The organism is Saccharothrix luteola, assembly GCF_020859565.1.
GTDB classification, from domain to species: domain Bacteria; phylum Actinomycetota; class Actinomycetes; order Mycobacteriales; family Pseudonocardiaceae; genus Actinosynnema; species Actinosynnema luteola.
This window is the reverse complement of record NZ_JAJHUO010000026.1, coordinates 157,174-174,792: the sequence shown is the minus strand read 5'-3', so window position 1 is coordinate 174,792 and position 17,619 is coordinate 157,174. Positions and strand designations below refer to the sequence as shown.

18 protein-coding genes are annotated in these 17,619 nt (G+C 71.3%); 10 read left to right on the top strand and 8 right to left on the bottom strand.

Going from position 1 to position 17,619, the window contains the following annotated elements; genetic code table 11:
• On the bottom strand, nt 1-1,373 hold a 1,373-nt coding region (locus LNK82_RS33200), incomplete at its 3' end, for a pentapeptide repeat-containing protein (protein ID WP_230570864.1).
• 73 nt (nt 1,374-1,446) lie between these two features.
• Here LNK82_RS33200 and LNK82_RS47135 point away from each other — a divergent pair.
• A complete protein-coding gene (locus LNK82_RS47135) occupies nt 1,447-2,352 on the top strand; it encodes a helix-turn-helix domain-containing protein (RefSeq protein ID WP_308257369.1) in 906 nt (301 codons plus the stop codon).
• Between the two features lie 3 nt (nt 2,353-2,355).
• On the opposite strand, the gene LNK82_RS33185 is transcribed toward LNK82_RS47135, so the two are convergent.
• The 3 genes from LNK82_RS33185 to LNK82_RS33175 form a co-directional block, all read right to left on the bottom strand.
• Entirely contained in the window at nt 2,356-2,724 is a 369-nt protein-coding gene (locus LNK82_RS33185) for a VOC family protein (RefSeq protein WP_230570850.1), read from the bottom strand.
• A gap of 79 nt (nt 2,725-2,803) precedes the next feature.
• The gene (locus tag LNK82_RS33180; protein ID WP_230570849.1) at nt 2,804-4,018 is read right to left on the bottom strand and encodes an acyl-CoA dehydrogenase family protein; all 1,215 of its coding nucleotides are present in this window, start codon (nt 4,016-4,018) and stop codon (nt 2,804-2,806) included.
• Between the two features lie 7 nt (nt 4,019-4,025).
• Nucleotides 4,026-4,670, bottom strand: a complete 645-nt coding sequence (locus LNK82_RS33175; protein ID WP_230570848.1) for an SCP2 sterol-binding domain-containing protein — start codon at nt 4,668-4,670, stop codon at nt 4,026-4,028.
• 100 nt (nt 4,671-4,770) lie between these two features.
• Between LNK82_RS33175 and LNK82_RS33170 the strand changes: the two genes are divergently transcribed.
• On the top strand, nt 4,771-5,454 hold the full coding sequence (locus LNK82_RS33170) for a TetR/AcrR family transcriptional regulator (protein ID WP_230570847.1): 684 nt from the start codon (nt 4,771-4,773) through the stop codon (nt 5,452-5,454).
• Here LNK82_RS33170 and LNK82_RS33165 read toward each other — a convergent pair.
• Complete coding sequence (locus LNK82_RS33165; RefSeq protein ID WP_230570846.1) at nt 5,451-6,377, bottom strand: alpha/beta hydrolase; 927 nt, start codon at nt 6,375-6,377, stop codon at nt 5,451-5,453. The genes LNK82_RS33170 and LNK82_RS33165 overlap by 4 nt on opposite strands.
• 119 nt (nt 6,378-6,496) lie before the next feature.
• Here LNK82_RS33165 and LNK82_RS33160 point away from each other — a divergent pair, with 119 nt between their 5' ends.
• Nucleotides 6,497-6,928 carry a MarR family winged helix-turn-helix transcriptional regulator gene (locus tag LNK82_RS33160; protein ID WP_230570845.1) on the top strand — a complete coding sequence of 144 codons (432 nt, stop codon included), beginning with the start codon at nt 6,497-6,499 and terminating at the stop codon, nt 6,926-6,928.
• On the opposite strand, the gene LNK82_RS33155 is transcribed toward LNK82_RS33160, so the two are convergent.
• On the bottom strand, nt 6,918-7,718 hold the full coding sequence (locus tag LNK82_RS33155) for a MaoC/PaaZ C-terminal domain-containing protein (protein WP_230570844.1): 801 nt from the start codon (nt 7,716-7,718) through the stop codon (nt 6,918-6,920). The genes LNK82_RS33160 and LNK82_RS33155 overlap by 11 nt on opposite strands.
• Nucleotides 7,718-9,031 carry a 3-oxoacyl-ACP reductase gene (locus tag LNK82_RS33150; protein WP_230570843.1) on the bottom strand — a complete coding sequence of 438 codons (1,314 nt, stop codon included), beginning with the start codon at nt 9,029-9,031 and terminating at the stop codon, nt 7,718-7,720. The genes LNK82_RS33155 and LNK82_RS33150 overlap by 1 nt, the downstream gene beginning before the upstream one ends.
• A 102-nt stretch (nt 9,032-9,133) precedes the next feature.
• Here LNK82_RS33150 and LNK82_RS33145 point away from each other — a divergent pair, with 102 nt between their 5' ends.
• Together LNK82_RS33145 and LNK82_RS33140 are read left to right on the top strand one after the other, a co-directional pair.
• A complete protein-coding gene (locus LNK82_RS33145; RefSeq protein WP_230570842.1) occupies nt 9,134-10,402 on the top strand; it encodes an acetyl-CoA C-acetyltransferase in 1,269 nt (422 codons plus the stop codon).
• Between the two features lie 64 nt (nt 10,403-10,466).
• Nucleotides 10,467-11,597: an OmpA family protein gene (locus tag LNK82_RS33140; RefSeq protein ID WP_230570841.1), complete on the top strand. Its 1,131-nt coding sequence runs from the start codon at nt 10,467-10,469 to the stop codon at nt 11,595-11,597.
• 99 nt (nt 11,598-11,696) lie between these two features.
• Here LNK82_RS33140 and LNK82_RS33135 read toward each other — a convergent pair whose 3' ends face one another.
• Complete coding sequence (locus tag LNK82_RS33135) at nt 11,697-12,320, bottom strand: SIMPL domain-containing protein (protein WP_230570840.1); 624 nt, start codon at nt 12,318-12,320, stop codon at nt 11,697-11,699.
• Nucleotides 12,321-12,442: 122 nt separating this feature from the next.
• Here LNK82_RS33135 and LNK82_RS33130 point away from each other — a divergent pair, with 122 nt between their 5' ends.
• From LNK82_RS33130 to LNK82_RS33110, 5 genes are all read left to right on the top strand, one after another.
• Nucleotides 12,443-13,636 (top strand): ATP-binding protein, encoded by a 1,194-nt coding sequence (locus LNK82_RS33130; RefSeq protein ID WP_230570839.1) that lies wholly within the window; start codon nt 12,443-12,445, stop codon nt 13,634-13,636.
• Nucleotides 13,637-13,877: 241 nt separating this feature from the next.
• Nucleotides 13,878-14,024, top strand: a complete 147-nt coding sequence (locus LNK82_RS33125) for a hypothetical protein (RefSeq protein WP_230570838.1) — start codon at nt 13,878-13,880, stop codon at nt 14,022-14,024.
• A gap of 424 nt (nt 14,025-14,448) precedes the next feature.
• Nucleotides 14,449-14,829 (top strand): PIN domain-containing protein, encoded by a 381-nt coding sequence (locus LNK82_RS33120; protein WP_230570837.1) that lies wholly within the window; start codon nt 14,449-14,451, stop codon nt 14,827-14,829.
• 78 nt (nt 14,830-14,907) lie between these two features.
• Entirely contained in the window at nt 14,908-16,743 is a 1,836-nt protein-coding gene (locus LNK82_RS33115) for an NHL domain-containing thioredoxin family protein (RefSeq protein WP_230570836.1), read from the top strand.
• 36 nt (nt 16,744-16,779) lie between these two features.
• The gene (locus LNK82_RS33110; protein WP_230570863.1) at nt 16,780-17,073 is read left to right on the top strand and encodes a GroES family chaperonin; all 294 of its coding nucleotides are present in this window, start codon (nt 16,780-16,782) and stop codon (nt 17,071-17,073) included.
• Nucleotides 17,074-17,619 lie beyond the last annotated feature (546 nt).

Below are 17,619 nucleotides of genomic sequence, written 5' to 3'. Positions count from 1 at the left end.
CCCCCCCCCCCCGCCAACCGACGCACCGCCGCGGCGAACTCGGGTGGTGCGGTGAGGTCGGTTCGGATGTCCACGTCGTTGAGTTCGAGGTCGTGCGCTTCCACGGCGCAATCGGTGAACCTGCCGCCCTCGAAGTTCAGGGTCGTGTTGACGAAGCGGCTGCCGACCAGCTTGATCGAGCTGCCGTCGGCTTGCGCGTACCGGAAGCTGAGCGCCGTCGGGGTGTCCGCCGTGACCCGACCCGGCAGGAAGACCGTGCTCGACAGGTCGATGGTGGCGTTGCGCAGTTCCGCCCGGTCCCACCGGATGGCGCTGTTCTCCGAGACGCCCCACTCGAAGTTCACCTGCGCGTCCTCGACGGTGGCCCCGTTGAAGTCCACGGTGGTGTTGGTCAGGCGCGACTCTGAGAACTCGACCAAGTCACCGCTGAAGGTGGCCTCGCTGAAGTCGATGACCGCGTCGCGGCCCGTGATCTCGGAGAACAGCGTGCTCTTCGATTTGAACCGCGCGCCGCGAAAGGTCACGACACCGGTGAACGTCGTGCTGCCGAAGTCGGTGAGATCACCGTGGAAGACGGCGTGGTCGAAGTTGAAGTTGCCCGCGAACGTGCGCCGTGACAGGTCGAGGTTCTCGAACTCGACGTTGCGGAAGTCGATGACCACCGCCTTCGTGTCCCAGGCGTTGTCCCACGAGTGATCCAGCAGGGTGGTGATGATCGCCTGCCGTACCTGGCGTTCCGAGGAGTCCTCGGGGTAGGGCATGCGGAGGTAGCCGCACAGCACGTCGACGCAGGTCTGGCGTTGGGCCGGCCAGTCATCCGCGAGCCCGACGATCGCGTAGACCCCGGCCAGCCGCACGGCGGACTTGTCGTGCCCGAGCTGCTCTGCGGCCTTCCCGTACCGCTCGTTGAGGAACTTGGTCCGCTCGCGTTGCTCCTGCCACGCGGCGATGTGGTGGGCGGCCTCGGACACCTGTTGCTTGCGGTACGCGACGGCGAGCGCCACCACGGCGCCCAACCCGCCGACCACCGCGAGGCCGATCTTGAGCAGGTCGAGTAATTCCGTGGTGGTGAAGCTGGTCGCGGAGGGCAGTGTCGGCCTGCCCAACAGGCGGTACAGGCCGTATCCGGTCAGGGCGGCGAGCACGACGGCCAGCACGAGCCACTTGGCGACCGCCCTGGCCATCGACCCGGCGGTCCCCACGGGCACCTGCGGCTCGTCGTCTGCGGGTGGCTTCCGCTCGGCCTGCTCGGGATCGAGCACCCGCAGGCCGGCCATGATCATCCGCCACAGGGCAACGACCACGACGACACCGACCGCCGTGGGCCAATGCTCGTCCGCGAACGCCGCCAACCACCCCATCTGTTCCCGCACGACGTTCCATCGTGCCGGATCGTGCGTTAATCGGGTTGAAGTTCCAGTGACTGGAGAGATCAAGGTGATCCCCGTGACGCACTACTCGATCGGCGAACTGGCGCGGTTGACCGGCCTGTCCACGCGGACGATCCGGTTCTACTCCGACTCCGGCGTGATCCCCGTCGCGGGGCGCACGGCGGGCGGGTTCCGCACCTACGACGTCGACGGGTTGGCGCGGCTGAAGCTCGTGCGGACCCTGCGCGAACTGGGCGTCGACCTGCCCACCGCGCAACGGGTCCTGGCGCGGGAGGTGTCCGTGGCCGAGGTGGCCCGGACGCACGCGGAAGCCATCGACGCGCAGATGCGCACGCTCCGGTTGCGCCGGGCCGTGCTGCGGGTCGTGGCTCGGAACGGGGAGGTGGAGATGGTGCACGAGTTCGCGCGGCTGTCGGCGGAGGAGCGGCAGGCGATCCTGGACGACTTCTTCGACGAGGTGTTCGGCGGGTTCGACATGGACCAGGCGTTCCTGGAGCGCATGAGGTCGGTCCGGGTCGACCTGCCGGACGACCCGTCGCCGGAGCAGCTGGAGGCGTGGATCGAGCTGGTGAACCTGGTGCGGGACCCGGACTTCCGGGCGTCGATCCGGCGGATGTCGCAGCGGCACCAGGAGATGCGGGCGGAAGGCGCGGACATGGCGCCGTACTCGCAGGGCCAGATGGAGGCGTTCCAGCACGCGTTCGCGCAGGCGCGCCAGGCGGTGGACGCGGGCATCGACCCGCGTTCGCCGGAGGCGGCGGCGATCGTCGCCGGGATCAACGAGAAGTGGGCGTCCGCGCTCGACCTCCCGGTCGGCCCGGAGCTGTCCCGTCGGTTGGAGGAGTTCGGCGACCCGAGGGCCGAGCGCTACTGGCAGCTGATCGCCACGGTCAACGGCTGGGAGACGCAGATCCCCGACACCACCGCCGAACGGGAGTGGCTGGCCGAAGCCGGCCGCTGACGCTCATTCCCACACGAGGCAGAACGGGTGGCCGGCCGGGTCGGCGAACACCCACCACACGTCGTTGGAGTCGTCCAACAACGTGGCCCCCAACCGGAGGACCTCGGCCTTGGCCACGCCGAGGTCCTCCACTCCAACGTCCAGGTGGAACTGCTGCGGCTTGCGCGGATCGGGCCACTCCGGCGCCACGTACTCGGCGGCCCGCTGGAACCCCAACACGATCGACGCGGTGTGCAACGTCGACCAGTCATCGTCCAACTTCCACCGCCGGTCGGGCCGATCCACCTCACCACCGAGAATCCCCTGGTAGAACCCGGCCAACACCCTGGGTTCGGGACAATCGAGCACGACGCACTGCAACACCCCGACCATGACCCGACCCTAAACCAGCGGACGGGGTCTCCCGCGTCCTGAAGACCCCGCCCCGACCCGGGCGAACCCGGGACGTCACCTACTTGATGTGCATCCCGGAAATGGCCCTGGCCACCACCAACCGCTGGATCTCGGACGTCCCCTCGAAGATGGTGAAGATCTTCGCGTCGCGGTGCATCCGCTCCACCGGGTGCTCACGCGTGTAACCGGCCCCGCCCAGGATGTGGATCGCACGTTCCGTCGCCCACACCGAGACCTCACCGGCCTTGAGCTTCGACATCGACCCCTCGCCCGCCGTGAACGGGACGTTGTTGCGACCCATCCACGCCGCCCGCCACACCAGCAGCCGCGCGGCGTCGATCTCCATCTTCATGTTCGCCAGGTCGAACGCGATGGACTGGTTCTCGATGATCTTCCGACCGAACGCCGTCCGGTCCTTCGCGTACTCCAGCGAGTACTCGTACGCCGCACGCGCGACGCCCACCGCCATCGCGCCCACGGTCGGGCGGGTCGTCTCGAACGTCGCCATCGCCGCCTGCCCGCCGGCCTTCTGCCCCTCACGCGCACGGGCCAGCCTGGCGTCCAGCTTCTCCTTGCCGCCCAACAAACACCGTCCGGGCACGCGCACGTCGTCCAGGAACACGTCCGCCGTGTGCGACGCCCGCATCCCATGCTTGCGGATCTTCCCCGGCGACGACAGCCCGGGCGTCCCCGGCGGCACGACGAAACCGGCCTGGCCTCGCGCACCGAGAGCCGGGTCGACGACCGCGGTCACGACGTGGACGTTGGCGATGCCGCCGTTGGTCGCCCACGCCTTCTGCCCGTTGAGCACCCACTCGTCGGTGGCCTCGTCGTACACGGCCCGCGTCCGGTACCCGGCCACGTCCGACCCGGCCTGCGGCTCGGACGCGCAGAACGCCGCCAGCTTCGGGTCGTCCTCGGTGCCGAAGCACTCCGGCACCCACTCGGCCAACTGCTCGGGCGAGCCGGACGCGAAGATCCCCGCCGCCGCCAACCCGGTGCCCATCAACGCCAGCGCGATGCCGGCGTCACCCCAGAACAGCTCCTCGGTCGCGATCGGCAGCGACAGGCCGATGGGGTCGGCGAACCAGGTGGCCAGCGACTCGAACCCGTACAGGCCGATCTTCGCCGCCTCCTGGATCACCGGCCACGGCGTCTCCTCGCGCTCGTCCCACTCCGACGCCGCCGGCCGGATCACGTCCTTCGCGAAGCCGTGCACCCAGTCGCGCAGGTCAACCTGGTCCTCGTTGAGCTCCAGCGAAAAACCGCCCATGGTCCCCTCACGCCTTCGGAATGTTGAACAAGCTCATGAACCCGGCCGCGAAGCCCAGGTCGCCCTTGACCTTCAGCTTGCCGGTCATGAAGAGCACCGGGGCCGACGCGTTGCCGGTCGCGAGCTTCAAGAACTCCACTGGTCCCAACGTCACCGTGGCCCTGGGGTCACGGGTCTCCTCCTTGTTGATCGTGCACCCGGCGTTCTCGATGATCGCCTCGTAAACGTCGTCGCCGTCGAACCCGCCGGTCAGCCGGAAGTGCACGACGGCGCGCGTGGCGCCCGCGCGTTCGCTGCGGAAGTGCGCCTCCATGCGGCGGAACACCTCGTCCAGCACGCGTTCGCGCAGGCCGGACCGCGACGTCACGGCCTCGATCTGGTCCTTGGACGCGCGCGAGATGATCCGCGCGAAGTTCTGCGGGTCCATCTTGGCCAGGTCGAGGTCGGCCCCGCCGTCGGCCAGCGCGCCCAGCGCGTCGAGCAGGTCGGCGAACTCGTCGCGACCGAGCTTCTTCGGGTCGACGCCGCGCGCGATGACGTCGATGTCGACGTCCTTGAGCGCCGGGTCGCCCGGATCGACCTGCTTGAGCGTTGAGATCAGCTCCTGCGGGCTGAGCTTCGCGATCGCCTCGGTGGTGAGGTCGATGGTCATGTGGCACCTCCGCTACCTACTCGCAGGTAAGCCTACTGGCGAGTAGGTAAGGCGGCAAGGGCCGCGGAGTAATCTTGTCCCAGCCATCGGAGGGGGTGCGATGCACGCAGAGCAACCGGTCCGCGCGGGCCGGGCCAAGAGACTGCCACGCGCGGTGCGGGAGCGGCAGATCATGGACGCCGCGGTGGACGTCTTCTCGCGCTTGGGGTTCCACGCCGCGTCCATGGACGAGATCTCCGAGGTCGCGGGCATCTCCAAACCGATGCTGTACGCCTACCTGGGCTCGAAGGAAGAGCTGTTCGCCACCTGCATCCGCCGTGAGGCGACCCGGATGATGGAGGCGATCGCGAACGGCGTCGAGGCCGAGGAGCCGCCGGACGTCCAGCTGTGGAGCGGGTTGCGGGCGTTCTTCGGGTTCGTCGGCGAGAACCGCGCGAGCTGGCAGGTCCTGCACCGGCAGGCGTCCTCGCAGGGCGGTCCGTTCGCCGAGGAGCTGGCCGACATGCGCGGCCGGGCGATCAGCCTGGTGGCGGCGCTGCTGGTGCACTCGTCGGACTTCACCAACGTGCCGCGGGCGGGCGACAAGGAAGCCGAGTCGCTGGCCGCGGCACTGGTCGGCGCGGGCGAGTCGCTGGCCGACTGGTGGCTCGACAACCCCGAGGAGCCGGCCGGCGTCGTCGCCGCCCGGCTCATGAACCTGGTGTGGATGGGTTTCGGGGACCTGGTGGCGGGCGACGTGTGGCACCCGCCGTCACGGCGGTCCGCCGCGGAAGGCGACGCCTAGGCCAGCGCGCCCTTGAGCACGGCCACGGCCTGGCCGATCGCGGCTTCGGCGGCGTGGGTCTCGCGCAGCGCGTTGAGCATCACGAAGTCGTGGATCACGCCCTGGTAGCGCACCGCGGTCACCGGCACGCCCGCTTCACGCAGCTTGTTCGCGTACGCCTCGCCCTCGTCGCGCAGCACGTCGGCCTCGGCGGTGATCACCAACGCCGGCGGCAGGCCGGTGAGCTGCTCGACCGTGGCCCGCAGCGGTGACGCGGTGATCTCCGCGCGCTGCGCCTCGGACGTCGTGTACTGGTCCCAGAACCACTGCATCGCGTCCCGCCGCAGGAAGTAGCCCTCGGCGAACTCGAGGTACGACGGCGTGTCGAACGACGCGTCCGTCACCGGGTAGAACAGCACCTGCTGCCGGAACACCACGTCGCCGCGCTCCTTGGCCAGCAGCGTCAGCGCCGCCGACATGTTCCCGCCGACCGAGTCGCCCGCCACGGCCAGGCGCGACGCGTCGAGCCCGCGCGCGGCGCCCTCGGCGACGATCCACCGCGCGACGGCGTAGCTCTCCTCCAGCGCCACGGGGTAGTGCGCCTCGGGCGAGAGGCTGTAGTCGGGGAACACCACGGCCGCGCCCGCGCCGACGGCCAGCTCGCGCACCAGCCGGTCGTGCGTCTTCGCGTTGCCGAACACCCAGCCGGCGCCGTGGATGTAGAGGACGACGGGCAGCGCGCCGGTCGCGCCGGCCGGTCGGACGATCCGGACGGGCACCTCGCCGACGTTCACCCACTCCTCGTCCACCTCGGGCTTGAACACCTCGCCGGCCTGCACGCCGTCCACGGCTTGGCGGCCTTCCACCGGGCCGAGGTCGAACAGGTACGGCGGGTTGGCGGTCGCGGCGGCGAACTCGGCGGCGGCCGGTTCCAGGACGGTCATCGCTGGCTCCTCGATGTCGTGCGGTCGAACCTGACGCGACAAAACATAGCCCCCGATTACATCGCGCACAATCTAAATGGGTACAGGTGTACCGTGGCTTCAGTCACAAGGGAGGACGCATGCGGGACTTCAGCCTGGAGCTGGACGACCAGCTCTGCTTCGCGCTCTACGCGGCTTCGCGGGCCGTCACCGCGCGGTACCGGCCGCTGCTGGACGACCTCGGCCTGACCTACCCGCAGTACCTGGTGCTGCTGGTGCTGTGGGAACGCGGCCCGGTGCCGGTCAAGGACGTCGCCGCCGCGCTCCAGCTCGACTACGGCACGCTCTCCCCGCTGCTCAAGCGGCTGGAGGCGGCGGGCCTGATCCGCCGCGAACGCCGCCCGGACGACGAGCGCTCGGTCCGGCTCGTGCTCACCGAGCAGGGCGACGAGCTGCGTGAACGCGCCAAGGACGTGCCGCCCGCAATGGGCGAGGCGATGGACCTGGGCGAGGACGACACCGCACGGCTGCGCGTCCTCCTGCGCACGTTGGCCGACAACGTCAGCCGCTGATCACACCTTCGAGGTGCGGCCGGCCCGACCACAGCGCGAACCGCCACCCGTCACCGGTGGGTGCGGAGGAGAAGTCGACCTCGCCCGGCAGCAGGATCGGCGCCTTGAACCGCACGTCGACCTCGTACGCGTCGGGCAGCCGTCCTTCGAACGCGGCCACGCACCGCGCCTTCGACCACATCCCGTGCGCGATGGCCCGGGGGAAGCCGAACGCCTTGGCGGTCACCGGGTGCAGGTGGATCGGGTTGCGGTCGCCGGACGCGTCCGCGTACCGCCGGCCGAGGTCGCCCGGCAGCCGCCACCGGGCCGTCGGCGCGGGCGGTTCGGCCCGCGACGCCTGCTCCTTCGGCGCGCCGCCCTCCCGCCGCAGGTAGGTCGACACGTCGACCCACACCTCCTCGCCGTCCACCGACGCCGTGGTCACCACGTCGAACTGCCGCCCGCGCTCGTGCGGCCGCAGATCCGCCAACGCCACGTGCAGCGACAGCGGTTCGGACACCCGCAACGGCCGGTGCTGCCTGATCCGGTTGGCCACGTGGACCAGGCCGGGCAGCGGGAACGGGAAGCCGGGTCCGGTCATCAGCCTGATCTGCGACTCGAACCCGAGCACGTGCGGGTACGTGATCGGCAGCTCGTCGCGCACGCCGAACCCGCAGACCTTGGCGTACCGGGCCAGGTGCCCGGGGTCGACGGTCACCTCGACGTCCAGGGAGGACCGCGGCAGCACGTCGCCGCGCCGGGTGAACCCGGTCAGCGCGGCCTTGGCGTAGAGCAGGGTCAGGTTCGCCATCACGCCCCCAGCAGGCTCTGCCCGCACACGCGCACGACGTTGCCGTTCACCCCGGCCGACGCCGGGTGCGCGAACCAGGCGATGGCCTCGGCGACGTCCACCGGCAGGCCGCCCTGCGACATGCTGTTCATCCGCCGCCCGGCCTCCCGGATGAACAACGGCACCGCGGCCGTCATCCTGGTCTCGATGAAGCCGGGCGCGACGGCGTTCACGGTGGCCCGGCCCGCGAGCCGCCGCGACAGGGAGTCGACCATGCCGATCACACCCGCTTTGGTGGTGGCGTAGTTGGTCTGGCCGACGTTGCCGGCGATGCCCGCGATGGACGACACGCCGACGATCCGCCCGTCGGGTCGCAGTGCGTCGGCGGCGAGCAGCGCCTCGTTGACCCGTTCCTGCGACGCCAGGTTCACCGCGACCACCGCGTCCCACCGGTCGGCGTCCATCCGCCCGAGCGTGCGGTCACGCGTGATGCCCGCGTTGTGCACGACGACGTCCGCGCCGCCGTGCCGCTGCGCGAGGTGCTCGACGATCCGGGCGGGCGCGTCCGGCGCGGTGATGTCGAGCTGGAGCGCGGTGCCGCCGACCCGGTTGGCCACCGCCGAGAGCTCGTCGCCCTGCGCGGGCACGTCCAGGCACACCACGGTCGCGCCGTCACGTCCCAGCACCTCGGTGATCGCCGCGCCGATGCCGCGCGCGGCACCCGTGACCAGCGCGACCTTCCCGGCCAACGGTCGGTCCCAGTCGGCGGGGGCGGCCACGTCGGCCGGCCCGATCCGCACCACCTGCCCGGACACGTACGCCGACCGGCCCGACAGCAGGAACCGCGCGGTCGACTCGATCGCGCCCTCACCGCCGGGCGCGACGTACACCAGCTGGGCCGTGCCGCCGCGCTTGAGCTCCTTGCCGACGCTGCGCGTGAAGCCTTCAAGCGCGCGCTGCGCGATCTGCGACTCGGCCAGCTCCGGCGGCGTGCCGAAGACGACCACCCGGCCGCACGGGCCGAGGGACCGGATCACCGGCTGGAAGAACTCGCGCAGCTCGCGCAGCCGCTCGACCGAGTCGATGCCGGACGCGTCGAACACCAGCGCGCCGTACCGCTCGCCATGCCCGGTGTCGTCGAGGTCGAGGCCCGCGGACTTCACCGCCGCGCGGACGGCGTCGGCCAGCCGACCGCCACCGCCGATCAGCACGGGCCCGGCCAACGGCGGCCCGTCGGGCGAGTGCCGGCGCAACGGGTGGGGATCGGGTAGACCGAGCTTGCCCACGACGAACCGCCCGAGGCCGGACCTGGCGAACGACTGGTAACGATCCATGGGGACATCACACTCCCTACTCGCTAGTAAGTCTACTGATGAGTAGGTAACATTGTCCTGTCCCTGCCCACCGGCGACCTGCCCACCACCCTGGAGGACGACATGGCCCGAGTAGCCATCCTCGGCGGCAACCGCATCCCGTTCGCCCGGTCGAACGGCCCCTACGCCACGGCGTCCAACCAGGACATGCTCACCGCCACGCTGGACGGCCTGGTCAGCAGGTTCGGGTTGCAGGGCGAACGGCTCGGCGAGGTGGTCGCGGGCGCGGTGCTCAAGCACAGCCGCGACTTCAACCTGGTCCGCGAGGCCGTGCTGGGCAGCAGGCTGTCCGCCGAGACGCCCGCCTACGACGTGCAGCAGGCGTGCGGGACCGGTTTGCAGGCCGTGATCGCGGTGGCGAACAAGATCGCGCTCGGGCAGATCGAGGTCGGCGTGGCCGGCGGTGTGGACACCACCAGCGACGCGCCGATCGGCGTGAACGAGGACCTGCGCGGCGTGCTGCTGGAGTTCAACCGGGCGCGGGGCGCGGGCGCGAAGCTCAAGGCGGCGCTGAAGCTGCGGCCCAAGCACGTCGTGCCGGACGTGCCGCGCAACGGCGAGCCGCGCACCGGGCTGTCCATGGGCGAGCACGCGGCGATCACCGCCCGCGAGTGGGGCATCGCGCGCGAGGAGCAGGACGAGCTGGCCGCCGCCAGCCACCGCAACCTCGCCGCCGCGTACGACCGCGGGTTCTTCGACGACCTCGTCACGCCGCACCTCGGCCTGACCAGGGACCAGAACCTGCGGCCGGACTCGTCGGTGGAGAAGCTGGCGAAGCTGAAGCCGGTGTTCGGCCGCGGCGAGGGCGCGACCATGACGGCGGGCAACTCGACGCCGCTCAGCGACGGCGCGTCGGCCGTGCTGCTGGCGTCGGAGGAGTGGGCGGCGGCGCGGAACCTGCCGGTGCTGGCCTACCTGACGTTCACCGAGACGGCGGCGGTCGACTACGTGCACGGCGGGGAGGGCCTGCTGATGGCGCCCGCGTACGCGGTGCCGCGGATGCTCGCGCGGGCTGGGCTCGCGTTGCAGGACTTCGACTTCTACGAGATCCACGAGGCGTTCGCGTCGCAGGTGCTGGCGACGTTGAAGGCGTGGGAGGACGCGGACTTCGCCAAGGGCAGGCTCGGGCTGGACGCGCCGCTCGGCCCGATCGACCGGTCGAAGTTGAACGTCAACGGCTCGTCGCTGGCCGCCGGGCACCCGTTCGCGGCCACCGGCGCGCGGATCGTGGCCACGCTGGCGAAGCTCCTGGCGGAGCGCGGCTCGGGTCGCGGGCTGATCTCGATCTGCGCGGCGGGTGGTCAGGGCGTTACGGCGATCGTGGAGCGATAGCACCGAAATTAGGCCGAACGGGTGTTATTGGTAACACAACGCGTTCTCATTCCGTTTCCAATGCATGAACCACTCACGGCTCTTCGCCGCAGTCGTGCTGGTGGCGGCGTCTTGCGCTGCCTGCGGGGAGGCTTCCCGCGAAGCCACCACCGTGCGCATCGGGGTGACCGCGTCGGCCAACGAGCCCCGGGTCCAGCTCACCAGGACGGTCGTCGACCGGCTGTCGGCGGCCGTCGACGAGGGCGCGACCAGGGTCGTCGTGTACCGGCAGGGCGAGCGTTCGGGCAGCGCGCACTCGGACGAGGACTTCACCATCCGAGACGGCAACGACATCGAGAGCGACGCGGCGCGGCGCCGGCTCGGCTTCGAGCAGAACCTGAGCCGGTTGGCCGGTCAGCTCAGCGGGCTCGGCGGCACGAGCACCGACCTCGACCCGCTGTCCGTGCTGGCGGACATGGCCTCGGCGGACGGACCGGCGGTGCTCGTGCTGCAGAGCAGCGGGCTGCAGACCACCGGCCCGCTCGACCTGACGCGGCTCGGGCTGGACTTCGACGTCGCGGCCGTGGTGGCGTCGGTTCCGGACGACGCCCTGCCCGGGCTGACCGGCAAGGACGTGATCTTCTCCGGGCTCGGCCAGGTGGTCGGCGACCAGCCGCAGCTGCCCCCGGCCGCGCGGGAGTCGCTGGTCCAGCTGTGGCTCGGGGTCTGCGCGAAGTTCGGCGCGAACAGCTGCACGCACGACACCGAGCCGGTGCCCGGCGGCGCCTCGATCGGCCGGGCCGAGGTGCCGGTCGTGGACATCGGCGAGGTCGTGCACCAGGACGGGTTGGTGCACCTGCCGAGTTCGGTGCTGTTCAAGGCGGGGAGCGACGAGCTCGCGCCGGGCGCGCGCGAGGCGTTGGCCGAGGTGGCGAAGAAGTTCGACGGCCGCACCACCGCGCGGGTCATCGCCCGCACGGCCAGCTCGGCGTCGGCCGAGGCGGCGGACGACCTGACCCGGCGGCGTGGCCAGCGGGTGGTGTCGGCGCTGGTGGAGCTCGGCGTGAGCCGGGCGGCGTTCACCGAGGTGCTCGGCTTGGGCTTCACCTCGCCGCTGGCCGTGGACCTCGACAACGCCGGCGACCTGATCCCCGACGCCGCCGCCCGCAACCGCTCGGTCGTGGTCGAACTGTCCCAACCGAAATCGAGCAGCTGACCCGGGAGTCCTACGTCCAGAACGCGCGTGTCCTACGTCCAGGTCGCGCGTGTCCTACGTTCAGGACCCCCGAGTTCAACGCTCGGAACACGCAGGGTGTCAGTCGAGGAGCGTCCACGAGGCCGTGCAGCGGACCGTGACCACGATCTGCTGCGCCTCCAGGTTGAGCTGGTCCATCTGCGGTGCCACGCCCGGCGCGCCGCCGTAACCGGCCCCCCTCATCAGGTGCGACTCGGCGGCCCACGCCTCGGCGTCGCCGTCGGTCAGCCGGTGCAGCGGCCCCAGCCGCGCGCCGAGGGCCTCGGCATAGCCCTCGGCACGTCGGCGCGCGTCCCGCACGGCCTCGCGCTGCGCCTCGCGGACGGCGTCCACGTCGTCCTTGAGCTGCCACGTCGGCCCGTTCAGCCAGGTCGGCTCAGCGGTCACCAGCGCGCCGAGCAGACCGTCGAGCCCGGCCACGTCGTCGATCCGCACCACGTAGTTCTGCACGGCACGGCTGCCCGAACGGCGCTTGCCGTCCCAGTTGTCGTGCACGTTGAGCTGCCGCGACCGCACCTCGACGCCCGGCCGTTCGAGCGCCGGCTCCACACCGGCGATCCGCGCGGTCAGCAACTCCACCGCCTCGTTGCGCGTCGAACCCAGCGTCTCGAAGCTCGCGTGCACCTCGGCGCGGTCGGCGGTCCGCTCGACCTTGCCGACGCCCTTCGTCACCACCTCAGCCATGGCACGACGCTACCGTCCATCCCACTTGATAGCGCTATATAGCTCTGACACTAGATTCACGAATACCCGACGACACGGCCGGAGTATTGGATCGGCTCTAGACACCTCGATACCTTCCGAGGATGGACCCGGTGCGCAACCCGTTCGCCCCCGGCGCCGGCCAGCGGCCGCCCGAGCTGGCGGGGCGCGACAAGGAGCTGGGCGCGTTCGAGGTCGTGCTCGAACGGGTCGCGCGCGGCCGGCCGGAACGCAGCCTCGTGCTCACCGGCCTGCGCGGCGTCGGCAAGACCGTGCTGCTCGGCGAGCTGCGGTCGATGGCGCTCAAGCGCGGCTGGGGCGCCGGGAAGATCGAGGCACGGCCCGAGGCCGGGCTGCGCCGCCCGCTGTCGGCCGCGTTGCACCGGGCGATCCGCGACCTGGCCGTGAGGCACCGCGCGCCGGACCGGGTGGAGTCCGTGCTCGGCGTGCTGAAGGCGTTCGCGCTGCGGTCCAACCCCGAGGACGCGAAGCTGCGCGACCGGTGGCAGCCGGGCATCGACGTGCCCGCGGCGGTCGGCCGGGCGGACTCCGGTGACATCGAGATCGACCTGGTGGAGCTGTTCACCGAGGTCGCGGAGCTGGCGCAGGACGTGGGCACGGGCGTCGCGCTGCTGATCGACGAGATGCAGGACGTGCCGGCGGACGACATCTCGGCGCTGTGCGCGGCGTGCCACGAGCTGTCGCAGTCGGGCGCGCCGCTGGTCGTGGTCGGCGCCGGGCTGCCGCACCTGCCCGCCGTGCTGTCGGCGTCGAAGTCGTACTCGGAGCGCCTGTTCCGGTACGTGCGGATCGACCGGCTGAGCCGGGAGGACGCCGACCGCGCCGTGCTCGCGCCGGTCGACCGCGAGGAGGCGGGCATCGAGCCGGAGGCGTTGGACGCGCTGTTCGACGCCTCGGGCGGCTACCCCTACTTCATCCAGGCCTACGGCAAGGCGGCGTGGGACGCCGCGCCGGCCGACCCGATCACCGCGATGGACGTGGCGGTGGCCGCGCCGGAGGCGGATGCCGAGCTGGCGGTCGGGTTCTTCGGGTCGCGGTACGAGCGGGCGACGCCGGCCGAGCGGGAGTACCTGCGGGCGATGGCGGAGCTGACCGACGGCAAGGACGCGGGCGTGAACACCGCGCAGGTGGCCGACCACCTGGGCCGCAAGCCGTCGTCGCTGTCGCCCGCCCGGGACAGCCTGATCAAGAAGGGGCTCGTGTACTCGGCCGAACGCGGGCAGATCGCGTTCACCGTGCCCCACTTCGGCCGGTTCCTGCTCGGCCGCGAGGACTGACCTGCGGTTACCGGCCGCTTCGGTTGCATCGGGTGATCTAGCGCGCACGCTAGAGAGTGTGTCGACGCGCGTCCGGTCCAGCAGGTGTACGCCAGGCGAATCGTCGGGGTCTATGACGTAGCTGCCGATGATTCGTCGGCATGTGCGGCACCTCACCGGATAATCGGGTGCATCGGCACCTCGAAGGGTGCATACTTGAGGCACACACCGAGAGAGAACCTTTGAGAGGGATGAACCCCCGATGAACTTCACTGCGAAGCTCCGCGCTCGTCGTGTCGAGGCTCGCAACCGCAAGGCTGTCGCCCGCGCGATCGACATGGCGTCCACCCCGGCCATGCGCCACGAGCTGATGGCGATCGCCCAGGCTCAGGTGACGACCCTCCGCTGAGGGACTTCCTCCGGCGCGCGTGACGACCACCCGATCGACACCGGGTGTGCCGCCCCGTCGTCCGCGCTCCGGTGAAGGGGGAACGACGAAGCCCTGCCGCACCTCCCGCGCGGCAGGGCTTCGTCACGTAATCGATGTGAGCCCTGTCACACCCGATAGGGGATGTAACGGACCTCGATCGTGTATCGATGTTCCAGATGACCCCGCGGTGCTGTCGGACCCCCGACCTGGCAGCACCGCGGGGTTTCCCATGCTCTGGCTACTTGGCCGTGGCCGAGCCGTTCCAGGTGTCGTCCGTCGTCCTGCGGGCGCGCCTGATCATCACAATGTCCCCCTGCGTGTTCATGTCTGTCCCCCAATGGACCACTCCATGGTGCCATCGGGGTACGACAGTTTCATGAGGGTTTGCTGAGAGCATGGGTCGATGACGCACCCGCTCCTGGTCGTGGACGCGGCCAACGTCGTCGGCTCCGTCCCGGACGGCTGGTGGCGTGACCGCGCCGGCGCCGCCGCCCGCCTGCGCGACGACCTCGTCGACGTGGCGGAGCACGGCCTGCCGGAGCTGCCCGGCCCGCTGGACGTGGTCCTCGTGGTCGAGGGCAAGGCCCGGCACGTCGAGTCGGTGCCCGGCGTCCGCGTCGTCTCGGCCCTGGGCTCGGGCGACGACGCGATCGTGGACGTCGTCCGCGCCAACCCTGCCGACCGCCCGTGCGCGGTGATCACCGCCGACCGCGCCCTGCGCCACCGCGTGACGGCCCTGAACGCCACCGTCCTCGGCCCCCGCGCGGTCCGCCGCCCCCGCTAGCCGAACCGATTCCACGCGGGCCGTCCCACTCGGTGGACGGGGAAATAGGTCGGTGTGCGAGTCGTGTTGGATCGGGGCGTGACGACCGCACAACGACGCCGCGCCCGTGTCCGCGCCCCCGAACTGGTGGGCCGCGGTTGGCTCAACACGGGTGGTCGGGACATCAGGCTGGCCGACCTGCGCGGCAAGGTGGTGCTGCTCGACTTCTGGTCCTTCTGCTGCATCAACTGCCTGCACGTCCTCGACGAGCTGCGCCCGCTCGAAGCCGAGTTCGCCGACGTCCTGGTCACCGTCGGCGTGCACTCGCCCAAGTTCGTCCACGAGGCGGAGCCCGCGGCGCTGGAGGCGGCCGTCGAGCGGTACGAGGTGGAGCACCCCGTGCTGGACGACCCCGAGCTCACGACGTGGCAGAACTACGCGGTGAAGGCGTGGCCCACGCTCGTGCTGGTGGACCCCGAGGGCTACGTCGTGCACGTCGCCTCCGGCGAGGGCCACCTCGACGCGCTGCGTCAGATCGTGTCCGAGATCGCCGCCGAGCACGACGCCAAGGGCACCCTGCACCGCGGCGACGGCCCGTACGTCGCGCCGCCGGCCCGCGAGACCGAGCTCCGCTTCCCCGCGAAAGCCGTCCTGACCGCGAACGACACCCTCCTCGTCAGCGACTCCGCGCACCACGGCCTGGTCGAGCTCGACCTCGACGGCGAGACCGTGATCAGGCGCATCGGCACCGGTGAGCGCGGTCGCCGCGACGGCCTCGAACCCACCTTCTCCGAACCGGCGGGCATCGCGCTGCTGCCCGACGACGTGGCCGCCGAGGTCGGCTACCACGCGGTCGTCGCCGACACGGTCAACCACCTGCTGCGCGGCGTCGACCTCGTCACCGGCGAGGTCACCACGGTCGCCGGCACCGGTGAGCAGTGGCGCGACGGGGACACCGACGGCCCGGCCGACGCGATCGACCTCACCAGCCCCTGGGACGTCGCCTGGTGGGAGCCCGCGGGCGGGGTGGTCGTCGCCATGGCGGGCAACCACACGCTCGGCCTGTTCAAGCCGCGGGAACGCCGCGTCGAGCGCCTCGCCGGCACCACCGTCGAAGGGCTGCACGACGGCCCGGCGGCGGAGGCGTTCTTCGCCCAGACCTCGGGCCTGGCTGCCGACGGCGACCGGCTCTGGCTGGTCGACTCGGAGACCTCCGCGCTGCGGTGGCTGGACGCCGACCGCACCGTGCACACCGCCATCGGCAAGGGCCTGTTCGACTTCGGCCACCGCGACGGCCCGGCCGACCAGGCGCTGCTCCAGCACCCGCTCGGCGTCACCGTGCTGCCCGGCGGCCAGGTCGCCGTCGCCGACACCTACAACGGCGCCATCCGCCGCTACGACCCGTCGACCGGCGAGGTGTCCACGCTGGCCACGGACGTGGCCGAGCCGTCCGACGCGGTCCTCGTCGACGGTGAGCTGGTCGTGGTCGCCTCCGCCGCCCACCGCCTGGAACGCCCGGTCGCGCCCGGCGCGAAGCTGGTCAGCGGCGAGGCGCACCAGGTGCGCAGGCCGCCGTCGGTGATCGCGCCGGGCGAGGTCGAGGTGGCCGTCGTGTTCACCCCGCCGACCGGCCAGAAGCTGGACGACCGGTTCGGCCCGTCCACCCGCCTGGAGATCACCAGCTCGCCCCCCGGGCTGCTGGAGGAGGGCGCGGGCGTCGGCACGGACCTCGTCCGCGTGCTGCGCGTGGCGGAGGGGTTCACCGAAGGCGTCCTGCACGTCGTCGCCCAGGCCGCGAGCTGCACGGACGACCCGGCCGTCGAGCACCCGGTGTGCAAACTGGCCCGCCAGGACTGGGGCGTCCCGATCCGCGTGGTAAGGGACGGGCCCCGGCGGCTACCCCTGATGATGGGTGGCCTCGACGACGGCATCTAGACTCTGCCGGTGCCCGATGTCAAGCTCGAGATCCAGATGCTGCACGACCGCGTGATGGTGCGGATCTCGCCGGAGGACGGCGAGCGCCGCAGCAGCGGTGGCATCGTGATCCCGGCGACCGCCCAGATGGCCAAGCGCCTGGCCTGGGGAGACGTGCTCGGGGTCGGCACGAACGTGCGGCACGTCAAGGTCGGCGACCGGGTGCTGTTCAACCCGGAGGACCAGTTCGAGGTCGAGGTGCAGGGCAGCACCTACCTCGTCATGAGGGAACGGGACGTGCACGCCACCGCGACCGAGCGGACGGACCACGGGACCGGGCTTTACCTGTGACCAGTGCGGTGAAACCTGTGAGCCACCTGAAACGTGATCGACGCGTGACGGCGTTCGGGTAAGCAGTCCCAGGACCTTGCGAGAGGCAAGAGGGGGAGCGGTGCCGGAGAACCAGCGACCGGAGTACGACGCTGAGCGGACCAGGGCCATGGAGCCGGTCCGCCCGTCGGGCACCGCCTCGGAGCGGACCACCAAGATCACCGGGGGCGCGCCCGCCGAGGCCGCGTGGCCGCAGGAGGAGCCGGACGCGGAACCGGACGCCTCGGCCACCGTCCGCAACGTGACGCCTCCGTCGAACGGCCACGACAACGCGACGGGCCCGTCGAGCGTCTCTCACAACGTGACGCAGCAGCACCCGACGCGCAACGCGCAGCACACCCCGCCCAGGGGCGCGGACGCCACCCAGGCCATCACGCCGTCCGGTGACCCGACGCGCGCCCTCACCCCGCCGGCCTCCGCCGAGCGGACCCAGATGATCACCACGCCGCCCGGTGGCTTCGGCCGGCCGTCGCAGCCGTCACCCTCGGAGGCCACCACGGTGTTCTC